This is a genomic window from Promicromonospora alba, assembly GCF_042654905.1.
GTDB classification, from domain to species: Bacteria; Actinomycetota; Actinomycetes; order Actinomycetales; family Cellulomonadaceae; genus Promicromonospora; species Promicromonospora alba.
In genome coordinates this window covers 246,623-270,345 of sequence record NZ_JBHSFI010000008.1, presented here as the reverse complement: position 1 = coordinate 270,345, position 23,723 = coordinate 246,623, and the positions used below count along the sequence as shown (strand labels likewise).

22 protein-coding genes, 1 tRNA gene and 1 pseudogene are annotated in these 23,723 nt (G+C 71.3%); 14 read left to right on the top strand and 10 right to left on the bottom strand.

The genetic code is table 11. The features are described 5' to 3' along the window. The first annotated feature begins 42 nt into the window (after nt 1-42). From ACFO6V_RS23825 to ACFO6V_RS23780, 10 genes and pseudogenes are all read left to right on the top strand, one after another. On the top strand, nt 43-660 hold the full coding sequence (locus ACFO6V_RS23825; protein WP_377140351.1) for an NUDIX domain-containing protein: 618 nt from the start codon (nt 43-45) through the stop codon (nt 658-660). A gap of 70 nt (nt 661-730) precedes the next feature. Next, entirely contained in the window at nt 731-1,063 is a 333-nt protein-coding gene (locus ACFO6V_RS23820) for a FliH/SctL family protein (RefSeq protein ID WP_377140348.1), read from the top strand. Between the two features lie 19 nt (nt 1,064-1,082). Next, nucleotides 1,083-1,496: a hypothetical protein gene (locus ACFO6V_RS23815; RefSeq protein WP_377140346.1), complete on the top strand. Its 414-nt coding sequence runs from the start codon at nt 1,083-1,085 to the stop codon at nt 1,494-1,496. Further along, nucleotides 1,493-1,873: pseudogene (locus ACFO6V_RS23810) on the top strand (DNA cytosine methyltransferase); the annotation flags it as partial. The gene ACFO6V_RS23815 and the pseudogene ACFO6V_RS23810, both read left to right, overlap by 4 nt. Nucleotides 1,874-2,018: 145 nt before the next feature. After that, on the top strand, nt 2,019-2,345 hold the full coding sequence (locus tag ACFO6V_RS23805; RefSeq protein WP_377141187.1) for a hypothetical protein: 327 nt from the start codon (nt 2,019-2,021) through the stop codon (nt 2,343-2,345). A gap of 74 nt (nt 2,346-2,419) precedes the next feature. Next, nucleotides 2,420-2,884: a hypothetical protein gene (locus tag ACFO6V_RS23800; protein WP_377141184.1), complete on the top strand. Its 465-nt coding sequence runs from the start codon at nt 2,420-2,422 to the stop codon at nt 2,882-2,884. A gap of 47 nt (nt 2,885-2,931) precedes the next feature. After that, on the top strand, nt 2,932-3,144 hold the full coding sequence (locus ACFO6V_RS23795; protein WP_377140343.1) for a helix-turn-helix domain-containing protein: 213 nt from the start codon (nt 2,932-2,934) through the stop codon (nt 3,142-3,144). Continuing rightward, complete coding sequence (locus tag ACFO6V_RS23790) at nt 3,141-4,949, top strand: hypothetical protein (RefSeq protein ID WP_377140340.1); 1,809 nt, start codon at nt 3,141-3,143, stop codon at nt 4,947-4,949. The genes ACFO6V_RS23795 and ACFO6V_RS23790 overlap by 4 nt, the downstream gene beginning before the upstream one ends. Further along, nucleotides 4,939-6,144 carry a tyrosine-type recombinase/integrase gene (locus ACFO6V_RS23785; protein ID WP_377140338.1) on the top strand — a complete coding sequence of 402 codons (1,206 nt, stop codon included), beginning with the start codon at nt 4,939-4,941 and terminating at the stop codon, nt 6,142-6,144. The genes ACFO6V_RS23790 and ACFO6V_RS23785 overlap by 11 nt, the downstream gene beginning before the upstream one ends. 124 nt (nt 6,145-6,268) lie before the next feature. After that, the gene (locus ACFO6V_RS23780) at nt 6,269-7,123 is read left to right on the top strand and encodes a hypothetical protein (protein WP_377140335.1); all 855 of its coding nucleotides are present in this window, start codon (nt 6,269-6,271) and stop codon (nt 7,121-7,123) included. 106 nt (nt 7,124-7,229) lie between these two features. On the opposite strand, the gene ACFO6V_RS23775 is transcribed toward ACFO6V_RS23780, so the two are convergent. From ACFO6V_RS23775 to ACFO6V_RS23765, 3 genes are all read right to left on the bottom strand, one after another. Beyond that, nucleotides 7,230-7,305 (bottom strand) — tRNA-Thr (locus ACFO6V_RS23775). A gap of 121 nt (nt 7,306-7,426) precedes the next feature. Then, complete coding sequence (locus ACFO6V_RS23770) at nt 7,427-8,284, bottom strand: DsbA family protein (RefSeq protein WP_377140333.1); 858 nt, start codon at nt 8,282-8,284, stop codon at nt 7,427-7,429. Nucleotides 8,285-8,405: 121 nt separating this feature from the next. Continuing rightward, entirely contained in the window at nt 8,406-10,172 is a 1,767-nt protein-coding gene (locus ACFO6V_RS23765; RefSeq protein WP_377140330.1) for a protein kinase domain-containing protein, read from the bottom strand. Between the two features lie 110 nt (nt 10,173-10,282). Between ACFO6V_RS23765 and otsB the strand changes: the two genes are divergently transcribed. From otsB to ACFO6V_RS23750, 3 genes are all read left to right on the top strand, one after another. Next, complete coding sequence (gene otsB, locus ACFO6V_RS23760) at nt 10,283-12,658, top strand: trehalose-phosphatase (RefSeq protein ID WP_417715010.1); 2,376 nt, start codon at nt 10,283-10,285, stop codon at nt 12,656-12,658. Nucleotides 12,659-12,808: 150 nt separating this feature from the next. Continuing rightward, nucleotides 12,809-13,924: an ABC transporter ATP-binding protein gene (locus ACFO6V_RS23755; protein WP_357504736.1), complete on the top strand. Its 1,116-nt coding sequence runs from the start codon at nt 12,809-12,811 to the stop codon at nt 13,922-13,924. A gap of 137 nt (nt 13,925-14,061) precedes the next feature. Further along, nucleotides 14,062-15,312, top strand: coding sequence for a DUF4032 domain-containing protein (locus tag ACFO6V_RS23750; RefSeq protein ID WP_377140325.1), 1,251 nt, complete (start codon nt 14,062-14,064; stop codon nt 15,310-15,312). A 21-nt stretch (nt 15,313-15,333) separates the two neighbouring features. Here ACFO6V_RS23750 and rlmB read toward each other — a convergent pair whose 3' ends face one another. The 4 genes from rlmB to ACFO6V_RS23730 all read right to left on the bottom strand — a co-directional run bounded on the left by rlmB (nt 15,334) and on the right by ACFO6V_RS23730 (nt 20,423). Beyond that, nucleotides 15,334-16,317: a 23S rRNA (guanosine(2251)-2'-O)-methyltransferase RlmB gene (rlmB, locus tag ACFO6V_RS23745; protein WP_377140323.1), complete on the bottom strand. Its 984-nt coding sequence runs from the start codon at nt 16,315-16,317 to the stop codon at nt 15,334-15,336. Between the two features lie 95 nt (nt 16,318-16,412). Then, the gene (gene cysS, locus ACFO6V_RS23740; RefSeq protein ID WP_377140321.1) at nt 16,413-17,843 is read right to left on the bottom strand and encodes a cysteine--tRNA ligase; all 1,431 of its coding nucleotides are present in this window, start codon (nt 17,841-17,843) and stop codon (nt 16,413-16,415) included. Between the two features lie 67 nt (nt 17,844-17,910). Next, nucleotides 17,911-19,167: a low temperature requirement protein A gene (locus tag ACFO6V_RS23735; RefSeq protein ID WP_377140318.1), complete on the bottom strand. Its 1,257-nt coding sequence runs from the start codon at nt 19,165-19,167 to the stop codon at nt 17,911-17,913. A gap of 44 nt (nt 19,168-19,211) precedes the next feature. Further along, the gene (locus ACFO6V_RS23730; protein ID WP_377140315.1) at nt 19,212-20,423 is read right to left on the bottom strand and encodes a type III PLP-dependent enzyme domain-containing protein; all 1,212 of its coding nucleotides are present in this window, start codon (nt 20,421-20,423) and stop codon (nt 19,212-19,214) included. A gap of 76 nt (nt 20,424-20,499) precedes the next feature. On the opposite strand from ACFO6V_RS23730, the gene ACFO6V_RS23725 reads away from it, so the two are divergent. After that, a complete protein-coding gene (locus ACFO6V_RS23725) occupies nt 20,500-21,834 on the top strand; it encodes a D-arabinono-1,4-lactone oxidase (RefSeq protein WP_377140307.1) in 1,335 nt (444 codons plus the stop codon). 3 nt (nt 21,835-21,837) lie between these two features. Here the strand turns inward: ACFO6V_RS23725 and ACFO6V_RS23720 are convergent, their stop codons facing one another. The 3 genes from ACFO6V_RS23720 to ispD are packed head-to-tail and all read right to left on the bottom strand — an operon-like array spanning nt 21,838 to nt 23,722. Further along, on the bottom strand, nt 21,838-22,464 hold the full coding sequence (locus ACFO6V_RS23720; RefSeq protein WP_377140304.1) for a TetR/AcrR family transcriptional regulator: 627 nt from the start codon (nt 22,462-22,464) through the stop codon (nt 21,838-21,840). After that, complete coding sequence (gene ispF / locus ACFO6V_RS23715; RefSeq protein ID WP_377140301.1) at nt 22,461-23,009, bottom strand: 2-C-methyl-D-erythritol 2,4-cyclodiphosphate synthase; 549 nt, start codon at nt 23,007-23,009, stop codon at nt 22,461-22,463. The genes ACFO6V_RS23720 and ispF overlap by 4 nt, the downstream gene beginning before the upstream one ends. Continuing rightward, nucleotides 23,006-23,722, bottom strand: a complete 717-nt coding sequence (ispD, locus tag ACFO6V_RS23710) for a 2-C-methyl-D-erythritol 4-phosphate cytidylyltransferase (protein ID WP_377140298.1) — start codon at nt 23,720-23,722, stop codon at nt 23,006-23,008. The genes ispF and ispD overlap by 4 nt, the downstream gene beginning before the upstream one ends. Nucleotide 23,723: the final 1 nt, after the last annotated feature.

Sequence of the window (23,723 nt, the reverse complement as noted above, 5' to 3'; positions counted from 1 at the left end):
ATGCCAAAAACAGGCCGTCCAACGGCCCGAGAGGACCCCGCCATGTCGAGCACCACCAGCTACAACACCACCACCCCGAACGGCCCCGACACCACCGACCCCCGCGACATCGACTGGACCGAGCGCCAGGCCCGCGCCGTCGTCCCGTTCGACGTCGTGGACGGCCTGCCGATCAACCCGATCACGAGCGGTCTGCCCGAGGGGCGGGGCGGCCTGTGGCACTGGGGCGAGGTGGTCGCCGCCGATGCCGTCGTGCTCGCGTTCGACATCAACAACCGCCGCCGCGTGCTGCTCGTCGAGCGCGAGGACGGCCACGGCTGGGCACTGCCCGGCGGGATGCTCGACCCCGGCGAGACCCCCAAGGCCGCCGCCGTGCGCGAGCTGGCGGAGGAGACCGGGCTCAAGCGCCTGCCGGGCGAGTTCTACATGCTCCCCGCCCGGGGCGTGCCCGACCCCCGCGCCGGAGCCAACGCCTGGATGGTCACCGTCCCCGCGGTCGCGGCCATCCGGGACCTGCCGCTTCCCGAGGTGCAGGGCATGGACGACGCCCGCTACGCCGGGTGGTTCCCAGCTGACTCGTACGCCGAGCTCACCACCGCCCTGGAAGGCGAGGTGTTCGCCGCTCACGTCGCGCTGCTGCGCGAGGTCCTGGACGCCTGACACCCACACCGCTGCCCGGCCCACGGGCCGGGCAGCACCACCCCGAGCTCACACCAGGAAGGGACCCGACATGAACCGCACTTACTCCCGCCAGGTCATCGCCGCATGGCTGCACGGCTACGCCACAGGCCACGACGTCGGCCGCTACGACGGCCGCATGGACGGGTTCGCCGACGGGTACGACGCCGGGCACACCGACGGCATCCCCGAGGGCCGGCGCCTGGCCGACGACGAGGCCGTCGCGAGGTTCCGCCACTACCGCGCCATGTCCGACGCCGTCCGCCCCAACCTCGCCCGCCCCGGGGCGACGTGGGGCGAGGCCAAGCCACTGCCGACGCCTGCCGACTGCCTGGCCACTTGGCCCGCCACGCCCGCTCTGTACTCCGTCCGCGACGCTGCCTGACCCCGAGGGAGACACGACCATGAAGCACACCACCCGCCACCTGACCGCAGTGCCGGCAAGGCCCGCCCACCACGTCGAGGCGTTCGTTCTCGAGGTACACCGCACGCACACGAGCTGGTGCTACTGGCCCGCCCAGCCCGGACAGCGCGAACGGTTGGAGGACTCCGAGGCCCAGGCCGGGACCTACCCGGTGCGCGCCGAGACCAGCCCCGACGGCGAACAGCTCGCCGTCGTCGACCTCGACACGCTCGTCACACGCCGCACCACCTGGTGGTGGATCTTCCCCCGGATCGAGCGGCCCTACGCCTGCACGGTGTCCGACGTCGCTTGGAGTGCCGACGAGGTAGCCGACGGCATGGCCGCGATGACCGACGACGACGGCACGCCCCTTGCCACCTGGCGTCACCTCGACACCGAGGAAGCGACCCGATGAGGCCCGCCATTGCCCTGCCCCTGGGCCGACCGCTGCGGGCGGGTGCGCTGTTCGCCGGATACGGCGGCCTGGAACTCGCCCTGCGCCAGGTGTTCGGCGCCATGGATCTGGCGTGGGTGTCCGAGGTCGATTCCGCGGCGTGCCGCATCCTCGCCGCGCGGTTCCCTGGCGTGCCGAACCTCGGCGACGTCACGACCGTGGACTGGGCCGCCGCGGCGCCGATCGACGTCCTGACGGGTGGGTCGCCGTGTCAGGACCTGTCCCAGGCAGGGAAGCGGGCGGGCATGACCGAGGGCACCCGCTCCAACCTGTGGGTCGCGATGCGTGAGGCCATCGCAACCGTCCGTCCCCGACTCGTCGTATGGGAGAACGTCCGTGGAGCCTATTCAGCCTGCGCCCAGTCAGAGGTCGATAGCGAGCTGGGACCCTGCCCGCGATGCCTGGACCCGAACACCCCAGCAAGACATGCTCCCCATCTTCGAGCCCTCGGACGTGTACTCGGAGACCTTTCCAGTCTCGGGTATGACACTGCGTGGACAGGCCTACGCGCTGCCGACGTCGGCGCCCCGCACGGCCGCTTCCGCGTCTTCGTCCTCGCCTGGGACACCCGCACCGCCGATCCCGCCTGGGTGGGCGGGGGAGCCGCTTCTGCCGACGCCGAAGACAACCAACCCCAAGTCGACCGCGCCGGGCGACCTGCGCCGCTCCGAACCGGGACGGGGGGCGCTGCCGCTGCTGCTGGCGACGCCGACCGCGCAGCTCGCCACGAACGGTGGCAGCCAGGCGCCGGCGAAGCGCCGGCGGGGTGGGCATCAGCCGACGCTGGCCGACCAGATGGAGCATCTGTAGCGCTGCTGCCGACGCCGCGCGCAACGGACGGCACCAAGGGTGGCCCGAACCGGCGCGGTTCGTCCGGTGACCTGATGCTGCCCGGCTCAGTCACGCTGCTGCCGACGCCCAAGGCGAGCAACAACGAGAACCGGCAGAGCGCCGACCGGTACGGCCCGAACCTCGGCATGGCCCTGGGGACCACGCCGGGCTGGGACGACCGGCCCGCGTTCGGGACCTACACCCCGGCCATCAAACGGTGGGAGCCGATCCTCGGACGCCTCGCGCCGGCGCCGACCGAGCCGACCGGCCGCGGGGGTGCGCAGCGCCTGGCCCCGCGGTTCGTGGAGTGGATGCAGGGCCTTCCCGACGGGTGGGTCACCGACACCGACACGACCCGCAACGAACAGCTCCAGGCCCTGGGCAACGGCGTCGTCCCGCAGCAAGCCGCCCACGCTCTACACCGCCTACTGGCTATCCGCGCCACCGTCCTCGCTTCGTCCTCGACGGCTGCTACCGACAACGGCGCACGGCTGGCCACATCGCGCCAAGCCGCATGACTCAACCCACTCGACCACGACCACTCGCGACGCAGAGGGAGACCGCCATGACCACGAACACCGCAGCCCCCGCCGCTCACACGCTGCTCACACCGCAGGAGGTGGCCGACATGCTCCGCATCCCGGTCCGCAGCCTGTACGTGCAGCGCTCCACCGGTCGCCCCACCCCGCCCGGCGCCATCGTCGGCCGTCACCTGCGCTACCGGCTCACTGACGTCGAGGCGTGGATCGCGGAGCAGTTCGCCCGGAGCGCAGCATGAGCGCCCCGCAGCCCGACGAGACGGCACCCGACACCTCCACACCTGACCCGGCTGCCGTCGCCATGGCACCCGACGGCGCGCCTGAGAAGAAGACGGCCGCGTCGGTCCTGGTGGACCTGGCGCTAGAGCGGTACGACCTCGGATGCACCCCCGACGGCGACGCCTACGCCGTTCCCCGCACGGGCGGGAACGTCGTGCGGATGCTGCGCGGTGGCCGGTCCTCGCTACGCGGCGAACTGGCCAAGGCATACCGCGAACGCACCGGGGCAATCGCGGGACAGCAAGCCCTTGCTGACGCGCTGCTCGTGCTGCAAGGCACCGCGACCGAGTCCGAGCCGGAACAGGTCCACGTGCGCGTTGCCGAGCACGGCGGCGTGACGTGGATCGACCTGGGCGACGCCGCCGAACACGTCGTGCGCGTCGGAACCGACGGGTGGTCCGTCGTCACCGAGGCACCCGTCCTGTTCCGCCGGAGCGCTCTGACCGGCGCGCTGCCGATGCCGGAGGAGGGCGGGAGCCTGGACGACCTGTGGGCGCTGCTGAACGTCACCGTGGCTGACCGGCCGCTCGTGCTGGGCTGGCTCGTCGCCGCCCTCGGCTGGGCGCACATCCCGCACCCGATGTTGGCGCTGCTGGGTGAGCAGGGCACCGGGAAGTCGTCCGCGACGAAGAACCTGGTGCAGCTCGTTGACCCGTCCCCGGTGCCGCTACGCAAGCCACCCCGCGACGCCGACGGGTGGGTCACAGCGGCGTCGGGTTCCTGGGTGGTCGGGCTGGACAACCTCTCCACGATCCCGCCGTGGCTGTCCGACTCGCTGTGCCGGGCCGTGACCGGAGACGGCGACGTGCGCCGCGAGCTCTACTCGGACGACGGGCTGTCCGTGTTCGCGTTCCGGCGCGTGATCCTCATGAACGGAATCGACGTCGGAGCCATGGCCCCCGACCTCGCTGACCGGTCCATTGTGGTCAACCTGGACCGGATCACCGAGGACCGACGCCGCCCGGAATCGCAGCTCACCACCGCATGGGAATCAGCGCACCCGCGCGTGTTCGGCGCGCTGCTGGAACAGGTCCGGGTGTGCAAGACCCGGATGCCCTCGGTGCGTCTGGACACGATGCCGCGCATGGCTGACTTCGCCATGGTGCTCGGGGCACTGGACCAGGTGCACGGTACGGACTCCCTGTCCGCGTACAGCGATCAGGCCAACAGCCTGGCCCTGGACGCGGTGACCTCTGACCCGTTCCTCGCCGCCCTCACCGAGACCCTGACCGAGCCGTGGCAGGGCACTGCCGCCGATCTCCACTCCCTGGTCCAGCCTGACGGACTGCCGCCGCGCACGTGGCCACGCAGCGTGCGGGCCGTGGCCGGTGTCCTCAAGCGCAACGCACCCGCGCTGCGCTCGGCGGGCTGGACGGTGGACGACCTCGGAGCACGCAACCGGCAGAAGGTCACCGTCTGGGCGATCACTCCACCTGAGGTAGTCCGTATCCAACCCCCGCAACACCCGCAACCCCCGTCATCGCAGGTCACAGCGATTTCCGATGCGGGGGTAGGCGGGGGTACGCGGGTCAAGCGCGGGGGTTCAACACCCGCATACACCCGCCAACCCCCGCGTACCCCCGCACGCTCCGACGCCCTGACCAGCACAAACGGGGGTGCGGGTGTTGCGGGGCGGGAATACGGCCCACCTCAGGTCGCCGCCTGCGACGACTGCGGAGAACCCCTCACCGGCCCCGGCTACACCACCCGCTGCCGCCCCAACCACGAAGTCACCAACCTGGAGGTCACTGACCATGTCGCGTAAGCCAATGCCCGTGGGATCGCACGGGAACGTAACCCGCACCCCCTACTACAACGGTGTCCGGCTCGTCGGCGAGGGCAAGACCTGGTACACACCCGACGGCGACGCAGTGCCCCCGAAGAAGATCCGGTGGGCAGCGCGCGTCAGGTTCCGCGACAACGACGGCCGCACCCGAAAGGTCGAGGCGTGGGGCAGCTCTGGTGCCGAAGCCGAGCGCCGTCTGAGGGACGACCTGACGATTCGCAAGCGGACATCCTCAGACACCATCACGGCAGAGACGCGCCTCGAAGTCCTCGCGAACTACTGGCTGCGTACGAAGATCGACCCGAGCACCCTCGCCGTGAACACTCGCCAGCGGTACCGCTACACCACCGAGCAGTACGTCATCCCGGGTCTCGGCGGACTGCTGCTGCGCGAGTGCACGGTGTCGCGCCTAGAGGCTTGGGTGTCCGGAGAGGTGGAGAAGCACGCGGCGAACGCGCGCATCTCGCTCACCTGCTTGAAGGGGATGCTCGACGTCGCGGTGCGCGAGGACGCGCTAACGGCGAACCCGGCACGATCGGTCACCCCGGTACCGGCAACGGCGAGCGAGGATGTCCGTGCACTTGCCGTGCCGGACGTCATCAAGCTGCGGGCAGCGCTCGCCACCGACGAGAAGGCCACAGCGATTGACCTCCATGACCTCGTCGACGTCATGCTCGCCACCGGATGCCGTCCCGGCGAGGCCCTAGCGCTCCGGTGGGACGAGGTGGACCTCACCAAGCACGTCGTCTACCTCACCGGGACGGTGGTCCGCGAAAAGGGCGTAGGGCTGTTTCGGCAAGACACGACCAAGGGCAAGAAGCCGCGAGGGCACCTGGTGCCGGAGTTCGCAGTGCGGATGCTCGAAAGCCGCGCCGCCGAGGCAACACCGGGGGAACTTAACCTCGTGTTTCCCTCGGACCGCAACGGGCTGCGCGAGGTGACGACCGTGGATCGCCAGTGGCGCACGTTCCGCGAGCGGCACCCCGAGTGGACCTGGATCACTCCGAAGACATTCCGCAAGAGCGTCGCCACGGCGGTAGATCGCGGTGCCGATATCGCGGCAGCAGCCGCGCAGCTCGGACACGCGCACTCGTCAACGACGGCAAGGCACTACATCGAGAGGCCTGCCGTCGGCCCCGATCAAAGGACCATCCTGGAGCAGTTCGGCGGGTGACAGCAGACCAGAAGTAGCAGGCTCTGACTGAGGAGCCCCCGTGGGACGCCACGGGGGCTCCTGCGTTTAGGTTCACCCCCTTGACGCCAGCCGTGCGTCAGTGCCGCACGCGATACTCGTCGACATGACGGGAACCTGGCGGCCGATGGGCCAGTCGGCAGAGGAAGCGGGCGGGCTCCACGAAGGGATCCCGGAATGGATGGTGCGGTCCCTGTGGGAGTGGATCCAGAACCGAGTACAGCCGTACTCCAACGGCGGACGTAGGCGGCTACGCCCAGAAGTAGTCGACAGGTTCGAGCGCATACGCCGAGCTGGTGACCCGATCACCGAGGAATTCGAGAGGATCGGGCTCACTGCACTCCAGGTCGGTTGGACCATTAAAAGAGACATCCTGCCGTTCGTCGACTACCTGATTCACGAGTTGGGCACGGCGGGGGACTCCAAGGCGTTGGACAGTCTCGAACGGATCTTGGTTGAGTCTGGCTCAGCGTGGACGGTCGGCACTCGTGATGGGCAGCCCGGGCTTGAGCGGCGTGTGCCGCTGGGTGTGCAGGAGGTGGCCGAGCACGCGATGGTCACTGCAGGGCGCGCAGGAGAACGGCTGTCGGAAGCCTGGCACGCGACGTTCGGTGTGAGCCCGAACCCGACGCTCGCGTATGCACTCGCCGTCCGAGCTGTGGAGGACGCCACGATCCAACGCGTGGTGCCGAGTCAGAAGGACCCCACGTTGGGTCATGTGATCGGCCAGCTCAGGAACGACAGCGATTGGGGTCTACCGCTGACGCGCGAGGATCCGAGCGCGCCGACGAGCGAGACCATCGTTCGGATGGCAAAAGCGCTGTGGAAGGGGCACCACGACCGGCACGGAGGAGACCCGAACGCGCCAAAGTCGGTATCGCAGGAGGAAGCGGAGGCGGCCGTGCTGCTGGCCGTGTCACTGGTGCACTGGTTCAGCTCAGGGGCGGCGGCGCGGCGCTAGACACGGCGACCAGTCGCACTCAGTGTGCGATTGCGGTGGGTTTCCGTTCGATCGGAACCGTGTAACGAAAGCAAGCAGGCCCGGGATCGTTGAGATCCCGGGCCTCTGGAGCCGCCTGTCGGGTTCGAACCGACGACCTTCCGCTTACAAGGCGGGAGCTCTACCAGCTGAGCTAAGGCGGCGGGCGGGGACCAGCCTAACGGGTCCGGCCACCAGAATCCGAGTCGAGGACGCATACCAACCGGAAACAGACGGCGGGGCCCCGAGCCGCAGCCCGGGACCCCGCCGTCCACAACCTGTGGATTACTCGGAAGGCTCCGCGGACGGCTCTGCCGACGGTGATGCGGAGGGGGTCGCCTCACCCGTGATGGCCTCGGTCAGCCCACCGGGGACCTGCCAGTTCTCGAACCGCTCGCCGTCGATCACCACGGTCGGCGTACCGAAGCTGCCCTGGGCGTTCAGGAGGGACTCGGTGCTGCCCGCGACCTCCGACGAAGCAGTGACCCATTCGGCGTAGGTCTCGTGCGCCTCGCCGCTGGCGATCCCAGCAGCGACATCTGCCGGCACACCGGCCTGCTCCGCGACCTGGGCGATCTGCTCGTCGGACAGGCCGGGGCTGTTCTCCTCCGGCTGGCTGGCGAACATCGCGTCGTGGAACGCGGAGAACTGCTCCGGCGCCTGGTCGGCGACCCACGCGGCGGCCGACGCCGCACGCGTCGAGTACTCGGTGCCCTGCGACACACGGTCCAGGATCGAGACCGGGTGCACCACCAGCGTGAGGTCACCGGCCTCGCGCATCTCAGCGATGCTCGCGGCGTTCGCCGCCTCGAACTGGCCGCAGATCGGGCACATGTAGTCCACGTACACGTCGAGCGTCTTGGCGCCCTCGTTCTCGGTACCCGCGACGCCGTCGGCCCCGACCGGGATGCCGGTCTGCTCGACGACGCCGGCCGGGAAGTTGTCAACCTTCTCCATGGGCGTCTTCTGGCCCTCGAGGAAGATCAGCACCACGGCCACGACCAGGACGACGAGTCCGAGTCCGAGCGCGCTCAGCACGATCAGGCGGCTGCGCTTCTCGCGCGCCTGCTGCTTCTTCTGGAGTGCAAGGGCCTCGGCACGGGCGGCGTCTCGACGCTGCGCCTTGGTCTGGTTCGTCGACATCGGGGTCCTTCGAGATGCGGGCCAATGGGGCGAGGCGCCACAGGCGCCCAGCGCAAGACTACAAGTGCTCGCTGGGAGACGGCTGGACGTTTCGTTACGATCCCGACACCCGACCTGTGGATCACCACACGACGTCGGGGCGGCCTCCCAAGGGCCACCACAGCACGTCCACCGAGCCGTCGAACAACGGCTGCGCGGCGAGCACCGCGAGCGCCAGCACGACCACGACGAGGATGACCTTGGGTCCCTGGCTCGGTGCGATCCGGCGCAGCATCGGCCCGGCCCCGACGCGCGTCCTGTACGACGCAGGTCCGAACCACGCGACGACCACGGTCACCAGCATCGCGACGCCGAGCACGAGGCTGTCGACGATGGGCTCGTTCATACCGCCCACCGAGCGCGCCTCGACGGTCGGGATGGGGGCGATGATCACGTTGCCGGGCGCGAACACGATGAGCCCGAGCAGCACGATGATGACGTCCGCACAGATGGCGACCGCGGCGGCGGGCAGCACGCCGAGCACCGCGCGGATGAGGTGCCAGGGAGACAGAACGGTCGCCACCAGCGCGTCGGCCCGGCCCGGGCCGCGTCGCGCGCGGCGGTTGCGGAACTCGTCGACGGCGATCCCGGCCAGGCGGGACACGATCATCAGCGCGACGAGCAGGACGACGGCGATCCCTGGCCGGGTGGTGGCGAGCGCCACCAGCGCGAGCCCCGCGACGGCGAACAGGCCCCGGTAGCCGGCGACGTGCGTGGGATTCGTCGGCGCCGGGGTGAGCGCCGGCTCGACGGACGGCGGAACCGGGCGCGGGGCGCCGACCGCCCGTCCCGTGACCGACCGCCCTCTGGCAGCGCCCGCGACGGCGGCCGCGCCCGCCGCGGCGCCGACCCCTACGCCACCGGCCGCCTCGGACACCGGGTGCGAGAGGAGGCCCTGCGGCATGACCCGCGTCGAGCCGAGGTCGGCGGGCGCCGAGGCGGTGCGGGCGTCGGCGGACCCGAGCACCGCCGTCGGGCCGGCTGAACCGTCGGCAGCTGTCGTCGCGGCGATGAACGCCGCCGACTCGGCCTTGAGCGCCCTGGCCACCTCGTCGGGCCCCCAGCGCTCGACGGGCACCGCCCGGAGCGCCGCACCCAGTGCCCGGGCCGTGCGCGGGGGCAGTCCGTCGAGGTCTGCCTGGCCCTGCCGCGAGCGCCGCAGCACGAGCTCGGTGGGCCGCACGCCGAACGGTGCGCGGCCGGTGCCGGAGAACGCGAGCACGGCGGCCCAGGACCACCAGTCGGTGTCGGGGCCGGGCTCCGCGCCGTCGAGCAGCTCCGGGGCGAGGTAGCCGGGGGTGCCCATGACGAACCCGGTCCGGGTGGCCCGGACGTCGCCCGGTCCCTGGGCGAGCCCGAAGTCGATGAGGACCGGCCCGCTGCGCGCGATGAGGACGTTGGACGGGGTCAGGTCGCGGTGCACGACGCCGGTGCCGTGCACGGCCTCGAGCGCGTCGGCGAGCTGGTCGGCGAGCTCGAAGAGGTCGCGGGAGTCCAGCGGACCGCGCTCGTCGATCTCCTCCTCGAGCGTGGGCCCTTCGACGAGCTCGGTGACGATGAAGGCCTCGGGCCCCTCGAGCTCGGCGTCCAGCACGCGGGCCACGGCGGGATGCCGCAGGCCCTGGAGTGCCGCGGCCTCCCGGCGCAGGCGTTCCCGGGCGGCGGGGTCGTCGAGGTGGCGATGCAGCACCTTGAGCGCGACGGGGTGCCCGCCGTCGTCCTCCGCGCGGTAGACGGCGCCCATGGCGCCCGACCCGATCTCGCGCACGACCGTGTAACCACCGAGCTTCGAGCCGGCCGCAGGGCCGGCGCCGTTCGGGATCGAGATCGAGGCCTTCACCTCCTTCATGAGGCACACCGTAGTCGTCGCGGGCAGCGGACGCCCGGCATTCCCGTGCACGCGTGCGGCGAGTGAACAGGCCGCTCGTTACCCTGAGCAGACAAGAGGCGCCGCTACTCTTGGCACTGGACAGCGAGACTCTTCTACAACTAAGGAGCAGTACATTGCCGGGTAAAGACGGGTACGATCTGGTCGTCGTCGCGAACCGACTTCCAGTTGACTTCTCGGTCGGCCCAGATGGCGATCTGACCTGGCAGAGGTCTCCTGGCGGCCTCGTCACCGCGCTGGAACCCGTGATGCAGGACGCCGACGGCGCCTGGGTCGGCTGGTCGGGCGCCCCCGACCTCGCCCACGAGCCGTTCGAGGCGGACGGCATGCTGCTGGTCCCGGTGACCCTCACCGCGGTCGAGATCGAGCGCTACTACGAGGGCTTCTCCAACGGCACCCTCTGGCCGCTGTACCACGACGTCATCGAGCGCCCCGACTACCACCGCCAGTGGTGGGACGCGTACCGCCGCGTCAACCAGCGCTTCGCCGACGCCGCTGCCGAGCAGGCGGCCGAGGGCGGCGTCGTCTGGGTGCACGACTACCAGCTCCAGCTCGTCCCCCGCATGCTGCGCGACCTGCGCCCCGACCTCCGCATCGGGTTCTTCGACCACATCCCGTTCCCGCCGGTCGAGCTGTTCGCGCAGCTCCCCTGGCGCCGGCAGATCATCGACGGCCTGCTGGGGGCCGACCTCGTCGGGTTCCAGCGCACCGGCGACGCCGCGAACTTCGTGCGGTCCGCACGCCGCCTCACCGGCTACACCACGCGCGGCCCGGTCATCACGATCCCGGACGCCGACGGGCGGCCCGGCCGGCACGTGCGCGCGTCGTCGTTCCCCATCTCCATCGACTCCCACCGGTTCGACACCCTGGCCCGCACGCCCGAGGTGCAGGCGCGCGCCAAGGAGATCAAGGCCGACCTCGGCAATCCCGAGACGCTGATGCTCGGCGTCGACCGCCTCGACTACACCAAGGGCATCCGGCACCGCATCAAGGCGTACGGCGAGCTGCTCGACGACGGCCGCCTCGACGTCGAGCACGCGACCCTCGTGCAGGTGGCCAGCCCGAGCCGCGAGAACGTCGGCGCCTACCAGGAGCTCCGCGAGCACGTCGAGGTCCTGGTGGGCCGGATCAACGGCGAGTACGGCGAGCTGGGGCACTCCGCCATCCACTACCTGCACCACTCCTACCCGCCCGAGGAGATGGCGGCGCTCTACCTGGCCGCCGACGTGCTGCTCGTGACATCGCTGCGCGACGGCATGAACCTGGTCGCCAAGGAGTACATCGCCGCCCGCTCCGACGAGCGCGGCGCCCTGGTGCTGAGCGAGTTCACGGGCGCGGCCGATGAGCTCTCCCCCGGCCCGCTGCTGGTCAACCCGCACGACATCGACGGGATGAAGGACATCATCGTCGCCGCCGCGACCATGGACCCGAAGGAACAGCGGCGGCGCATGCGCCGCCTGCGCCGCAAGGTCCTGGCCGACGACGTCGCCAAGTGGTCGGAGACCTTCCTCGGGGTGCTCACCGCCGTGCCGCCGCGGCCGCTCACCGTGGACCCACGCTCCGCGGAGCCCCGCCACAACAACATCCGGGACGCCCTGACGGCGTTCACCACCGTGCCCGACGGCGCACCCGCGCGCGGCCGGCTCGCCCGCATGGGCAACGGGAACGGACGGCGCAGGAAGCCGACCACCGGCTGGCTGCTCGCGTGCGACTTCGACGGGACCCTCGCGCCGCTGGTCGACGACCCCAAGGCGTCCACCATGACGCGCGCCGCACGCGCCGCCATCGAGCAGCTGCACGCGCTCGCGCAGGACGCCCCGGTGCGCCTGGCGTTCATCTCCGGCCGGGACCTGTCCGACCTCGCGGAGCGGACCGTCGCCCCCGACGGCACGTTCCTGGTCGGCAGCCACGGCGCGGAGGCCGGCCGGGCCACCGCCACCGGCGTCGAGCAGGTGCCGTTCCACCTGACGACCGTCCAGTCCGGCCAGCTCGACGCGCTGGTCGCCGGGTTCGAGTCGGCGGTCTCGGGCCGGGAGGGGGCGTGGGTGCAGGTCAAGCCCGCCGCCGCCGTCGTACACACGCGTCTGGCGAGCGTGGACGACGCCGCCGCCATCACCGTGGCCGCCGAGGAGGTGGCGGCCAACCTGGGCCTGCCCCCGATGCACGGCAAGGACGTGGTCGAGGTGTCGGTGGTGCCGACCAGCAAGGGCGAGGCCCTGCGCCGGCTGCGGGGCACCGTGGCCGCCGAGCTGGGGGTCGAGAAGGTCCGCGTCCTGTACGCGGGCGACGACACCACCGACGAGCACGCCTTCGGCGCGCTCGAGTCCGGCGACCTGTCGATCAAGGTCGGCACGGGCGACACGCTCGCCTCGCACCGCGTCCCGGACCCGGACGCACTGGCCGCCGTCCTCGCCGGACTCTCGCGCACGCTGCGGAGCGAGGACTGACCCGATCGTGACCCGGTCGATACCGCGGCCTTGACGAACCGGGGTACGATCGCGCTGCAAGTGTCACAGCCGACACGTGAGTGGAAGCAACGACACCCGACCACAACGGATCGTCCGGCACGTACCTGCCGGTGGAGGGATGTACTAGTCATGGCTACGGTCACTTTCGATCACGCGACTCGCGTCTACCCGGGCACTGAGCGCCCGGCTGTGGACCAGCTGAACCTGGAGATCGAGGACGGCGAGTTCCTCGTCCTCGTCGGCCCGTCCGGCTGCGGTAAGTCCACCTCGCTGCGGATGCTCGCAGGCCTCGAGGACGTCAACGGCGGGCACATCTTCATCGGTGACCGCGACGTCACCGACGTGCAGCCCAAGGACCGCGACATCGCGATGGTCTTCCAGAACTACGCGCTGTACCCCCACATGTCGGTGGCGGACAACATGGGCTTCGCCCTGAAGATCGCGGGCACGCCCAAGGCGGAGATCCGCCAGCGCGTCGAGGAAGCCGCCAAGATCCTCGACCTCACCGAGTACCTGGACCGCAAGCCGAAGGCCCTCTCGGGTGGCCAGCGTCAGCGTGTCGCCATGGGCCGCGCCATCGTGCGTCAGCCCCAGGTGTTCCTCATGGACGAGCCGCTGTCGAACCTCGACGCCAAGCTCCGTGTCCAGACCCGTACGCAGATCGCGTCGCTGCAGCGTCGCCTGGGCGTCACCACGGTCTACGTGACCCACGACCAGACCGAGGCGCTCACCATGGGTGACCGCATCGCCGTCCTGAACCACGGTGTCCTCCAGCAGGTCGGTACGCCGCGCGAGATGTACGACCGCCCGAACAACGTGTTCGTCGCCGGCTTCATCGGCTCGCCCGCCATGAACATCGGCACGTTCGACGTCAAGGACGGCGTCGTCAAGGTCGGCTCCGCCGACGTCCCGCTCGAGCGTTCCATCGCGAGCGAGCTCACCGAGGCCGACGGCGGCAAGGTGACCCTGGGCTTCCGGCCCGAGGCGCTCGACGTCGTCCCGGTCGGCACCCCCGGCTCGTTCGACGTCGAGGTCAACCTCGTCGAGGAGCTCGGCTCGGACGCGTTCGTCTACGGCACCCTCAAGGGCGACACGGAGCTGAACCTCACCGCCGGTGAGACCAACCAGCTCATCGTGCGCATCGACCCGCGCAGCGTCCCGGACAAGGGCGACGTCATCGCCGTCGCGATCGAGGCCGGCCACTCGCACATCTTCTCCGCGAACACGGGTGAGCGTCTCGGCTGATCCTCAGCCACCGTCGCCGAGGTAGAACCGTGGCGAAGTAGAACCACAGCGAGGTAGAGCGCCAGCGCGATCCGGCGTTCTACTTCGCTGTAGTTCTACCTCGCTGTGGTTCTACCTCGGCGTTTCCGTCAGCAAGAATGGTGCCCATGCCCCAGCAGAACCTCCAGATCACCGCGGTCGCGCCCGACCCCGCTCTGCTGGATCTCCCGTGGGACGTGCCCCTGGTCGACTGGCCCGAGGACGTCCTCGCCGCGCTGCCCCAGGGCATCTCGCGGCACATCGTCCGCTTCGTCAACCACAACGGCCGGGTGCTCGCGATCAAGGAGATCGGCGAGACCGTCGCCTACCGCGAGTACGAGCTGCTTCGCCAGCTGCACCGCATCGAGGTGCCCTCGGTGGTCCCGGTCGGCGTCATCACCGGCCGCAGGGCGCCCGACGGCGAACGGCTCGAGGCGGTGCTCGTCACCGAGCACCTGCAGTTCTCCCTGCCGTACCGCGCGCTGTTCAGCCAGGACCTGCGCCCCGACACCGCCACGCGCCTCATCGACGCCCTGGCGGTGCTCCTGGTGCGTCTCCACCTCGTGGGCTTCTACTGGGGCGACGTCTCGCTGTCGAACACCCTGTTCCGGCGCGACGCCGAGACCTTCGCGGCCTACCTCGTCGACGCCGAGACCGGCGACATCCATCGCACGCTGACCAGCGGCCAGCGCAACTACGACGTCGACCTGGCGCGCACCAACATCATCGGCGAGCTCATGGACCTCTCGGCGGGCGAGCTGCTCGACGAGGACGTCGACGAGGTGTCCATCGGCGACGCCCTCGTGGAGCGCTACCAGGAGCTGTGGAACGCCCTCACCGGTTCCGAGGCCTTCGACTCCGGCGACCGCTGGCGCGTCGCCGCGCGCATCGAGCGGCTCAACGACCTCGGCTTCGACGTGGGCGAGCTGGAGATCACCACCGACATCGACGGCACCAAGGTCCGCATCCAGCCCAAGGTGGTCGACGCCGGGCACCACTCCCGCCGTCTGCTCCGCCTCACCGGGCTGGACGTGCAGGAGAACCAGGCCCGGCGCATGCTCAACGACCTCGACAGCTACCGCGCGGCGACGGACCGGCAGAACGACCAGGAGCAGATCGTGGCGCACGCCTGGGTCCGCCAGGTCTTCCGCCCGACCATCGACGCCATCCCGCGTGAGCTGCGCCGCAAGCTGGAGCCGGCGCAGCTCTTCCACGAGATCCTCGACCATCGCTGGTTCATCTCGCAGCAGGCGCAGCGGGACATCCCGCTGCCCGAGGCCGCGGAGTCGTACGTGGAGAACGTGCTCCGGCACCGCCCGGACGAGGACGCCCTGCTCGGCCTCCCGCCGGGCGAGGCCGAGCAGGAGTAGCGACCCGACCGGGCCGGGGTACTAGCCGGCCGGCGTCGAACGCTGCTTCGCGACCTCGTACAGGGTGATCCCCGCCGCGACCGCCGCGTTCAGCGACTCGGTGGTGGTGGCGATCGGGATGGACACGATCGCGTCGCACGCCTCGCGCACGAGGCGGGACAGGCCCTTGCCCTCCGAGCCGATGACCAGCACCAGCGGGTCGGTGGCGTAGGCGAGCTCGCCCACCTGCATGTCGCCACCGGCGTCGAGCCCGACCACGAAGCAGCCGGACTTCTTCAGCTCGCCGAGCTCGCGGGCCAGGTTCGTCGCACGCGCGACGGGGACACGGGCCGCGGCGCCCGCCGAGACCTTCCACGCGGACGCCGTCACGCCCGCGGCGCGCCGCTCGGGCACCAGCACGCCGTGCGCGCCGAACGCGCCGGCGGACCGCAGCACCGCACCGAGGTTGCGCGGGTCCGTGATGTTGTCCAGCGCCACGATCAGCGGCGGCTCGCCGGCCTCCGCCGCGGCGTCGAGCAGGTCGTCGGCGTCCTTGTAGTCGTACGGCGGCACCTTCATGGCCACGCCCTGGTGCACCGCGCCCTCGGTGATCTTGTCGAGGTCGAGCCGCGAGGCCTCGAACATCGGGAGGCTGCGCGTGTGCGCGATCTCCAGGATCTCCTGGGTGCGGTCGTCCGCGTCCAGGTGCGTGGCCAGGTAGATGCCCTCGACGGGCATCTCGGCGCGCAGCGCCTCCAGCACCGCGTTGCGGCCGGTGACGACCTCGGTCGATCCGGCGGCCTTGCGGCCCGCAGTGCGGCCACCTGGTCGCCGGCCGGCCGCCGCGGCGCGCCGCTCGGCCGCCAGCTTGCGCTCGTGCGCCGGGTGGTAGGTACGGTCCTCCGCCTTGGGCGTCGGTCCCTTGCCCTGCAGCGCCTTGCGGCTGTGACCGCCGGTGCCTACCTGGGCGCCCTTCTTGGAGCCTGCCTTGCGTACCGCACCGGCGCGCTTCGAGTTTCCTGCCATGGTGTGTCTCGTCTCTCAGCAGGTGGTCGAGCTTGTCGCGACCACCGCGGGTTCGGTAGTGGTGGTCATGACAAGCTCGACCACCAGGGAAAAGATCAGGACAGCGTCCAGCGGGCGCCGTCGGCGGAGTCCTGTACCTCGATGCCGGCGGCCGCGAGGCGGTCCCGGATCGCGTCGGAAGTGGCCCAGTCCTTGGCCGCGCGCGCCTCGGCGCGGGCCTTGAGCTCCGCCGTGACGAGCCCGTCGAGCGCCGTGGCGTACCGGTCGTCGGTGGACGTCGCCGCCCACTGCGGGTCTGCCGGGTCGAGCCCCAGTACATCGAGCATCGCACGCAATGTCACCAGCTCGGTACGCACCGCGGCATCGGCCCCCGCCGCGAGGGCCGTGTTCCCGGCCCGCAGGTGCTCGTGCACGACGGCGAGCGCCTGCGGCACGTTCAGGTCGTCGTCCATCGCGGCGGCGAACGTCTCGGGGACGTCGGCCTTGGCGACCTCCTCCGCCGGGACGTCGCCCACCCGCTCCGAGGCACGCGCGACGAAGCCCGACAGGCGCTCCCACGTGGTGCGCGCCTCGTCGAGCGTGTCGGGCGCCCACTCGAGCATCGACCGGTACTGCACGGCGGCCAGCGCGTAGCGCACGACGGGCGCGGGTGCCTCGTTCAGCAGCTCGCTGACGAGGAGGCCGTTGCCCAGGGACTTGGACATCTTGACGCCGGACTGGGTGACCCACGCGACGTGCATCCAGCGGTTCGCGAAGCCGTAGCCCGCCGCCCGGGACTGCGCCTGCTCGTTCTCGTGGTGCGGGAACCGCAGGTCGAGGCCGCCGCCGTGGATGTCGAACGTGTCGCCGAGGTAGCGGCGGGCCATCGCCGAGCACTCGAGGTGCCAGCCGGGACGCCCGCGCCCGTACGGGGTGTCCCACGACGCCGACTCGGGCTCGCCGGGCTTGGGTGCCTTCCACAGCGCGAAGTCGTGCGGGTTCTTCTTGGCGTCGCTCGCCGTGCCCGTCGTGGGCTCGCCGCCCTCCTCGGGGCTGAGGTCCTCGACCTTCTGCCGCGTGAGCTCCCCGTAGGCGGGCCAGGAGTGGACGTCGAACCAGACGTTGCCCTCGCCCGTGCTGTAGGCGTGGCCCTTCTCGACCAGGCGTTCCATGAGCCCGACCATCTCCGGCACGCTGCCGGTGGCGCGCGGCTCGTAGGTGGGCGGGAGGACGCCGAGTGCGTCGTACGCCTGCGTGAACACGCGCTCGTACAGCGCGGCGTGCGCCCACCACTCGCGGCCGGCGGCGGCCGACTTGGCCAGCACCTTGTCGTCGATGTCGGTGACGTTCCGGATCAGCGTGACCGTCAGGCCCCGCCGCGTGAGCCAGCGCCGGAGGACGTCGAACGCGACGGCCGGGCGCAGATGGCCGACATGTGGGGGTGCCTGCACCGTGGCGCCACACAGGTAGATGCCGACCTCGCCCGGGGTGATGGGGTTGAAGTCGCGCACCTCGCGCGTGGCGGTGTCAAACAGGCGAATGGTCACCTGTCAAGGGTACCGGCGCCGGGGTACCCATTTCCTGCGCGGGCGGCGATCGCCGTCCGCGCAGGGATCAGCTCGGCTCCTCGGCGAGCAGACGGGCGACGTGCCGGTGCCCGCGCACCTCGTAGCCGACGATCGTCACGACCGGCGCGAGCATCACCAGGAGCAGCGACCAGGCCATGTGGAAACCGGCCGCGGCGGTGGCCACGGACGCGGCGAGCACCACGACGGTCCCGGCGACCAGGAGCAGGTGCAGCCCGTCGAACGACCGGGTCAGCACCCAGAACAGCACGTAGTCGGCCAGCACGGCCACGAGCACCGGGACGGCGACGGCCAGCACGGTCCCGACGGCACCGATGTGGGCGTCGCCCGCCAGGTAGTACGCCGCCACGTGCAGCCCGGCGCCCACGCCCGCGAGCCCCGTGAAGACCAGGATGTTCCCGTAGCCCCAGATGTACGACCGCTCCCGGTGCCGGTGCAGCATCTCGGCGTCCGGCGTGAGGTAGTACGTCCACCAGAGCCCGAACGTGATGCCCATACCCGCGAACGCCACGAGAGCGGCGTCGAGCGTCCAGCCGGACTCCCCCGTGACGGCGGACAGGGTCGCGACCGTGCCGATCACGCCCTCGCCGAGCGTGATGATGGCCAGCAGCCCGTACCGCTCGGCCATGTGGTGGGCGTGCCACGGGGTGCTCCGCGCACCGGGGCGGTCGGCGCGGAACCGCTCCGACAGGTAGGGACCCGCCATCTCCGCGACGCCCAGCAGCGCGCCGCACGCGAAGAAGACCCCCACGCTCACGGGCGCGACGGCGAGGACTACCCACCCGATCTGCGTGATGACCAGCACCCCCACGTACCCCATACAGGTCGCCCGGTACTCGGGCGCCTGCCTGGCCGCGCGCAGCCACTGCACGAGCATGGCCAGGCGCATCACGATGTAGCCGGCGACCATCACCTCGTTGTCCACCCGGTCGCCGGCCACTATGGAATGGAACATGTCCGGCAGGCCGAGCGCCAGGACCACGACGCCGATCATCTGCACCATCGTGGTGACGCGGTAGAACCAGTCGTCGGTGTCGAAGGCGGAGGCGAACCAGGTGAAGTTGATCCACGCCCAGCAGATGGCGAACATCGAGAACGCAAACCCGATCACGCCGGCGGCGGCGTGCCCGTCCGCGACCAGGTGGGCGGCCTGCTCCGCGGCCACGCCGAACCCGACGACGAACGCCAGGTCGAACAGCAGCTCCAGCGGGGTCGCGGTGCGCCCCGGCTCGTGGGGGTCGCGGCCCGTCATGAGGCGGCGGTGGTGGTGGTGTGTCACGGGCATGGCCCTGTTCTACCCGATTTCTCCCCGGCGGGCCGCCCCACGCCCTACCCGAAGTTCTTGTGCTCGCCCCGGTAGGTCGGCACCGTCTCGACGACCTTGTCGCCCCGGACGAGGTGCACCTGGTCGAACCGCTCCATCATCTCGCCCGCCTTGGCGTGCCGGAGCCAGACGCGGTCGCCGATGCGCAGCCCCGCGCCGGACGCCCCGCGGGTCACCCGCAGCGGCGTCTGCACCTCGCCGACGCCCTCCGGACCGTTCAGGGCGTAGCCCGGCGTGAACAGGCGGGGCACCCGCGCCGCACCCGCCTTGCCGGACGCCACGTATCCGCCCGCGAACGCGGTCACCCAGCCGGGCGCGGGCTCGCGTACGACGTCGAGCCCGAAGAACGACGCCGGACGAGGCCGGAACGAGCGGTAGCCGTCGAACAGGCCGGGCGTGTACAGGCCGGAGCCCGCGGTGACCTCGGTGACGCCGGGCGCGCCGCCGCTCACCTCGATCGACCCGGTCCCGCCCGCGTTGACGAGCTCGACCTCCTGCCCGAGGGCGTCGCGCACCGCCGCGAGGATCCGCACCCGGCGGTCGTTCACCTCGCGCATCGTCAGGTGCTTGACCAGCCGGACGGCGGGGCTCGTGTCGGGCAGTCCGGCCACCTGGGCCTCGTAGAACATGAGGCCGCGCACGGCCAGCCCTCTCGCCTGGGCCACCGTCGCGAGTGCGGCGACGTCGCCGGGCTCGCGCAGCGGCGACCGCCGTGTGCCGAGGTGGGCGGTCAGCGCCCCGGCGCCGACACGCAGCGAGCAGTCGACGTCCAGGCACACCTGGATGGGGCGGGCGTTCGCCGAGCCGTTCGCGCCGGCGGCCTGGTCGGCGTCAGCGATCAGGCCGAGGTGGGCGACGTCGTCGACCATCAGGGTGATCTCCGCGCGGGCCGTGACGTCTGCTGCGAGGGTGGCCAGAGACTCCCTGTCCACCGTCGGGTAGCCGACCAGCACGTCGCGCACACCCTCACTGACCAGCCACAACGCCTCGCGCACCGAGTACGCCATGACGCCGGCGAACCCGTGCCCGGCGGCGCGCGCGACGAGCGAGCGCACGCGCACGGACTTCGACGCGACGCGGACCGGCACGCCGTCGGCACGCTTGAGGAGGTCGAGCGCGTTGGCGTCGAACGCGTCCAGGTCGACGACGGCGAGGGGGGCGGGCAGTCCGGACGTGGCGGCGGACAGCCGCGCGACGGTGTCTGCTGCGGAGCTCATGTCCGAACGCTACTCCCCGGCTCCGACCCGGAACAGAGGCCTAGTTAACGAGACGGGGCCGTGGGATAGTGCATCCGTGATCTGGACGAACTGGGCACGCAACGTCAGCGTCACGCCCGTGCGACAGGAGCAGCCGGCCTCGGAGGACGAGCTGTCCGACGCCGTGCGCCGTGCGGTCAAGGACGGCCACACCGTCCGTGTGGTCGGCGGCGGGCACTCCTTCACCCCGGCCGCGGCGACCGAGGGCGTACAGCTCAGCCTGGACCACATCAACGCCCTGCACCGCGTGGAGCGTGACCCGGACACCGGGCACGCCCTCGTGACGGTGGGTGCGGGCATGCGCCTGCACCAGCTCAACCAGGTCCTCGCCGAGCGTGGCCTCGCGATGCAGAACCTCGGCGACATCGACAGGCAGTCGATAGCCGGCGCGATCTCCACGGGTACGCACGGCACCGGCGCCAAGTTCGGCGGCCTCGCCACGCGCGTCCGCGCCCTGACGGTGGTGGGCCCCGACGGCGAGGTCACGCACGCCTCGCCGACCGAGCAGCACGACCTGTTCGAGGCCTCGCGGCTCGGCCTCGGCGCCACGGGGGTGCTGAGCACCGTGACGATCGAGGCGGTCCCCGCCTTCGACCTGCACGCCGTCGAGGAGCCCTGGCCGCTGGACCGCGTCCTGGAGGGCGTGCACGACCTGGTCGCCGACCACGACCACTTCGAGTTCTACTGGTTCCCCACCACACGCCGGGCGCTCACGCTGCGCAACACGCGCGTCGACGCCGGGACGAGTGCCGGCTCAGGCCTCGCCCACCGCGCACGCAAGGCCGCTGGGGCGGCCCGCTCCTTCCTCGACGAGGAGGTGCTGTCCAACGGGCTCTTCGAGGCGGTGAACCGCGTGGCGACGGCGGTGCCCACGGCGACGCCCACCCTGAACGCCGTCGCGGCCCGCGCGTTGAGCGCCCGCCGGTACACGGCGCCGTCGCACGAGGTGTTCTGCACCAACCGCCGGGTGCGGTTCCGCGAGATGGAGTACGCGGTGCCGCGCGACGCCGTCGTCGGGGTGCTGGGCGAGATCGACGCCTGGCAGCGGTCCACCGGCGAGAACGTCCCGTTCCCGATCGAGGTGCGTTTCGCACCCGCCGACGACGTGTGGCTCTCCACCGCGTACGGCCGCGAGACCGCATACGTGGCGGTCCACCAGTACTGGCGCCTGCCGTACGCGCGGTACTTCGAGGCCGCCGAGCAGATCCTCACCGCCGCGGGCGGGCGACCCCACTGGGGCAAGCTGCACACCCGCGACGCCGAGTACCTCGAGGGCCAGTACCAGCGGCTCCCGGACTTCCGCCGGGTCCGCGATGCCGCTGATCCCGAGGGCGTGTTCGCGAACCCGTACACCCAGCGGGTCCTCGGCTAGGAATCACAGCTCCTGCGCGAGCTCCAGCTCGTCCACGGGCTCCATGTCACCCCAGACGGCGGCCGCGAGGTCCGCGAACCCCGCACGCGCTGCCTCGTCGTCCTGGTCCACCATCCACGCGAGCTCGATGCCGTCGATGCGGAGCGCCGTCATCCGCGCCAGCGCACCCATATCGGTGCGGAACCTGACGTGCGCGACGTCTGCGAGCCGCTGCAGGTACTCGCGCGTCATCGCGATGCTCTGCTTGAGGTGGGCCTGCGCCACCTCGCGCAGCACCGGGGTACGCGCGCCCGAGACCGCGAACTCGAAGGTCAGCAGCCGCATCTCCTGGTGCTGCTTGAGGCCGCCCAGCATCGCGTCGACGGTGGCCTCGAGCAGGGCCGTCCGGTCCGGCCCCGCGTCGAGCGCCGCCAGCACCTGCTCCGACGCGCGCATCGCGATGGCACGGCCCATGGCGCGCAGCATCGCGTCCTTGTCGTCGAAGCAGTAGTGCACCGTACCGAGCGAGATCCCGGCCTCCTGCGCCACGCGGCGCACGGTCACGGACTCGACGCCCTCGCGCATCGCCACGCTCAGGCCCGCCTCGACGATCTCTGCGCGCCGCTCGTCGAGCGGCTTCCGCTTGTTCATGCCGCGCTCCCGGTCTCGGGCACGACGAGCGCCGTCGCGATCGCCGCGACGCCCTCACCGCGACCGGTCAGGCCGAGCGCATCGGTGGTGGTCGCGGTGAGGGACACGGGCGCGCCGGCGGCGGCGGACAGTGCCGCCTGTGCCTCGTCGCGCCGGGTGCCGACCCGCGGATGGTTTCCGATCACCTGAACTGCCACGTTACCGATCATGTACCCAGCAGCCCGAACGCGCCTCGCGGCTTCCGCGAGGAGGGTGGTCCCGGACGCGCCCGCCCACTCGGGACGGCCGGTCCCGAAGTGCGACCCGAGGTCTCCCAGGGCCGCCGCGGAGAACAGTGCGTCCGCTGCCGCGTGGGCCGCGACGTCGGCGTCGGAGTGACCCGCCAGGCCGCGCTCCCCCGGCCAGTGCAGACCCCCGAGCCACATCTCGCGGTCCGAGCCGTCCGGCGCGAACGCGTGCACGTCGACCCCGATGCCCGTGCGCGGCAGGGGGTACGGGGCCGGAGCCGGTCGCACGGGCTCCGGTGTGCTGGACGGGTCGGTCATGCGGTGGTCTCCTGCAGCACGAGGGACGCGAGCCACAAGTCGCGTTCGGTGGTGATCTTGAAGGCTGCCGCGTCGCCGGGGACGATGTGGACCGGTTCGCCGAGAGCCTCGACGAGGCCCGCGTCGTCCGTGGCAGCGAGGTGCTCCGCGGCGGCACGCTCCGCACCCGTGTGGTGCGCGCGCACGAGCAGGTCGCGGGCGAACCCCTGCGGTGTCTGCACGGCCCGCAGCATCGAGCGGTCGGGCGTACCTGTGACGAGCTCCGCGTCGCCGTCGGGACGCACCTGCTTCACCGTGTCGGTGACCGGCAGGCCGGGGACGACGGCGCCGTGACCGCTGCGTACAGCGCTCACGACCCGCTGGACGAGCTCTGGCGGGACCAGCGGCCGTGCGGCGTCGTGCACCAGCACCACGTCGTCCTCAGGACGCGCGAGAGCGAGACCCGCGGCGACGGACGCCTGCCGGGTGGGTCCGCCGTCGGTCACCCGGACGGGGATCCCCACGTGCGGGTCGCCTGCCATGAGATCGGCCATGACGCCGACCAGGCCGTCAGGCGCGGTCACCACTATCGAGTCCACGACGCCCGACGCAGCGAGGCGTCGCGCGGCGTGCAGCACAAGTGGAAAGCCGTCCAGCTCCACCAGAGCCTTCGGCAGGTCGCGCCCTAGACGGGATCCCGAACCAGCGGCCGTCAGGATTGCAAGGGTCGTCATC

Excerpts from the sequence above, each read along its gene's own strand:
- ACFO6V_RS23825 (WP_377140351.1), top strand. The coding sequence starts at position 43 with ATGTCGAGCACCACCAGCTACAACACCACCACCCCGAACGGCCCCGAC.
- ACFO6V_RS23820 (WP_377140348.1), top strand. The coding sequence starts at position 731 with ATGAACCGCACTTACTCCCGCCAGGTCATCGCCGCATGGCTGCACGGC.
- ACFO6V_RS23815 (WP_377140346.1), top strand. The coding sequence starts at position 1,083 with ATGAAGCACACCACCCGCCACCTGACCGCAGTGCCGGCAAGGCCCGCC.
- ACFO6V_RS23805 (WP_377141187.1), top strand. The coding sequence starts at position 2,019 with ATGACACTGCGTGGACAGGCCTACGCGCTGCCGACGTCGGCGCCCCGC.
- ACFO6V_RS23800 (WP_377141184.1), top strand. The coding sequence starts at position 2,420 with ATGCTGCCCGGCTCAGTCACGCTGCTGCCGACGCCCAAGGCGAGCAAC.
- ACFO6V_RS23795 (WP_377140343.1), top strand. The coding sequence starts at position 2,932 with ATGACCACGAACACCGCAGCCCCCGCCGCTCACACGCTGCTCACACCG.
- ACFO6V_RS23790 (WP_377140340.1), top strand. The coding sequence starts at position 3,141 with ATGAGCGCCCCGCAGCCCGACGAGACGGCACCCGACACCTCCACACCT.
- ACFO6V_RS23785 (WP_377140338.1), top strand. The coding sequence starts at position 4,939 with ATGTCGCGTAAGCCAATGCCCGTGGGATCGCACGGGAACGTAACCCGC.
- ACFO6V_RS23780 (WP_377140335.1), top strand. The coding sequence starts at position 6,269 with ATGACGGGAACCTGGCGGCCGATGGGCCAGTCGGCAGAGGAAGCGGGC.
- ACFO6V_RS23770 (WP_377140333.1), bottom strand. The coding sequence starts at position 8,284 with ATGTCGACGAACCAGACCAAGGCGCAGCGTCGAGACGCCGCCCGTGCC.
- ACFO6V_RS23765 (WP_377140330.1), bottom strand. The coding sequence starts at position 10,172 with ATGAAGGAGGTGAAGGCCTCGATCTCGATCCCGAACGGCGCCGGCCCT.
- ACFO6V_RS23755 (WP_357504736.1), top strand. The coding sequence starts at position 12,809 with ATGGCTACGGTCACTTTCGATCACGCGACTCGCGTCTACCCGGGCACT.
- ACFO6V_RS23750 (WP_377140325.1), top strand. The coding sequence starts at position 14,062 with ATGGTGCCCATGCCCCAGCAGAACCTCCAGATCACCGCGGTCGCGCCC.
- rlmB (WP_377140323.1), bottom strand. The coding sequence starts at position 16,317 with ATGGCAGGAAACTCGAAGCGCGCCGGTGCGGTACGCAAGGCAGGCTCC.
- ACFO6V_RS23735 (WP_377140318.1), bottom strand. The coding sequence starts at position 19,167 with ATGCCCGTGACACACCACCACCACCGCCGCCTCATGACGGGCCGCGAC.
- ACFO6V_RS23730 (WP_377140315.1), bottom strand. The coding sequence starts at position 20,423 with ATGAGCTCCGCAGCAGACACCGTCGCGCGGCTGTCCGCCGCCACGTCC.
- ACFO6V_RS23720 (WP_377140304.1), bottom strand. The coding sequence starts at position 22,464 with ATGAACAAGCGGAAGCCGCTCGACGAGCGGCGCGCAGAGATCGTCGAG.
- ispF (WP_377140301.1), bottom strand. The coding sequence starts at position 23,009 with ATGACCGACCCGTCCAGCACACCGGAGCCCGTGCGACCGGCTCCGGCC.
- ispD (WP_377140298.1), bottom strand. The coding sequence starts at position 23,722 with ATGACGACCCTTGCAATCCTGACGGCCGCTGGTTCGGGATCCCGTCTA.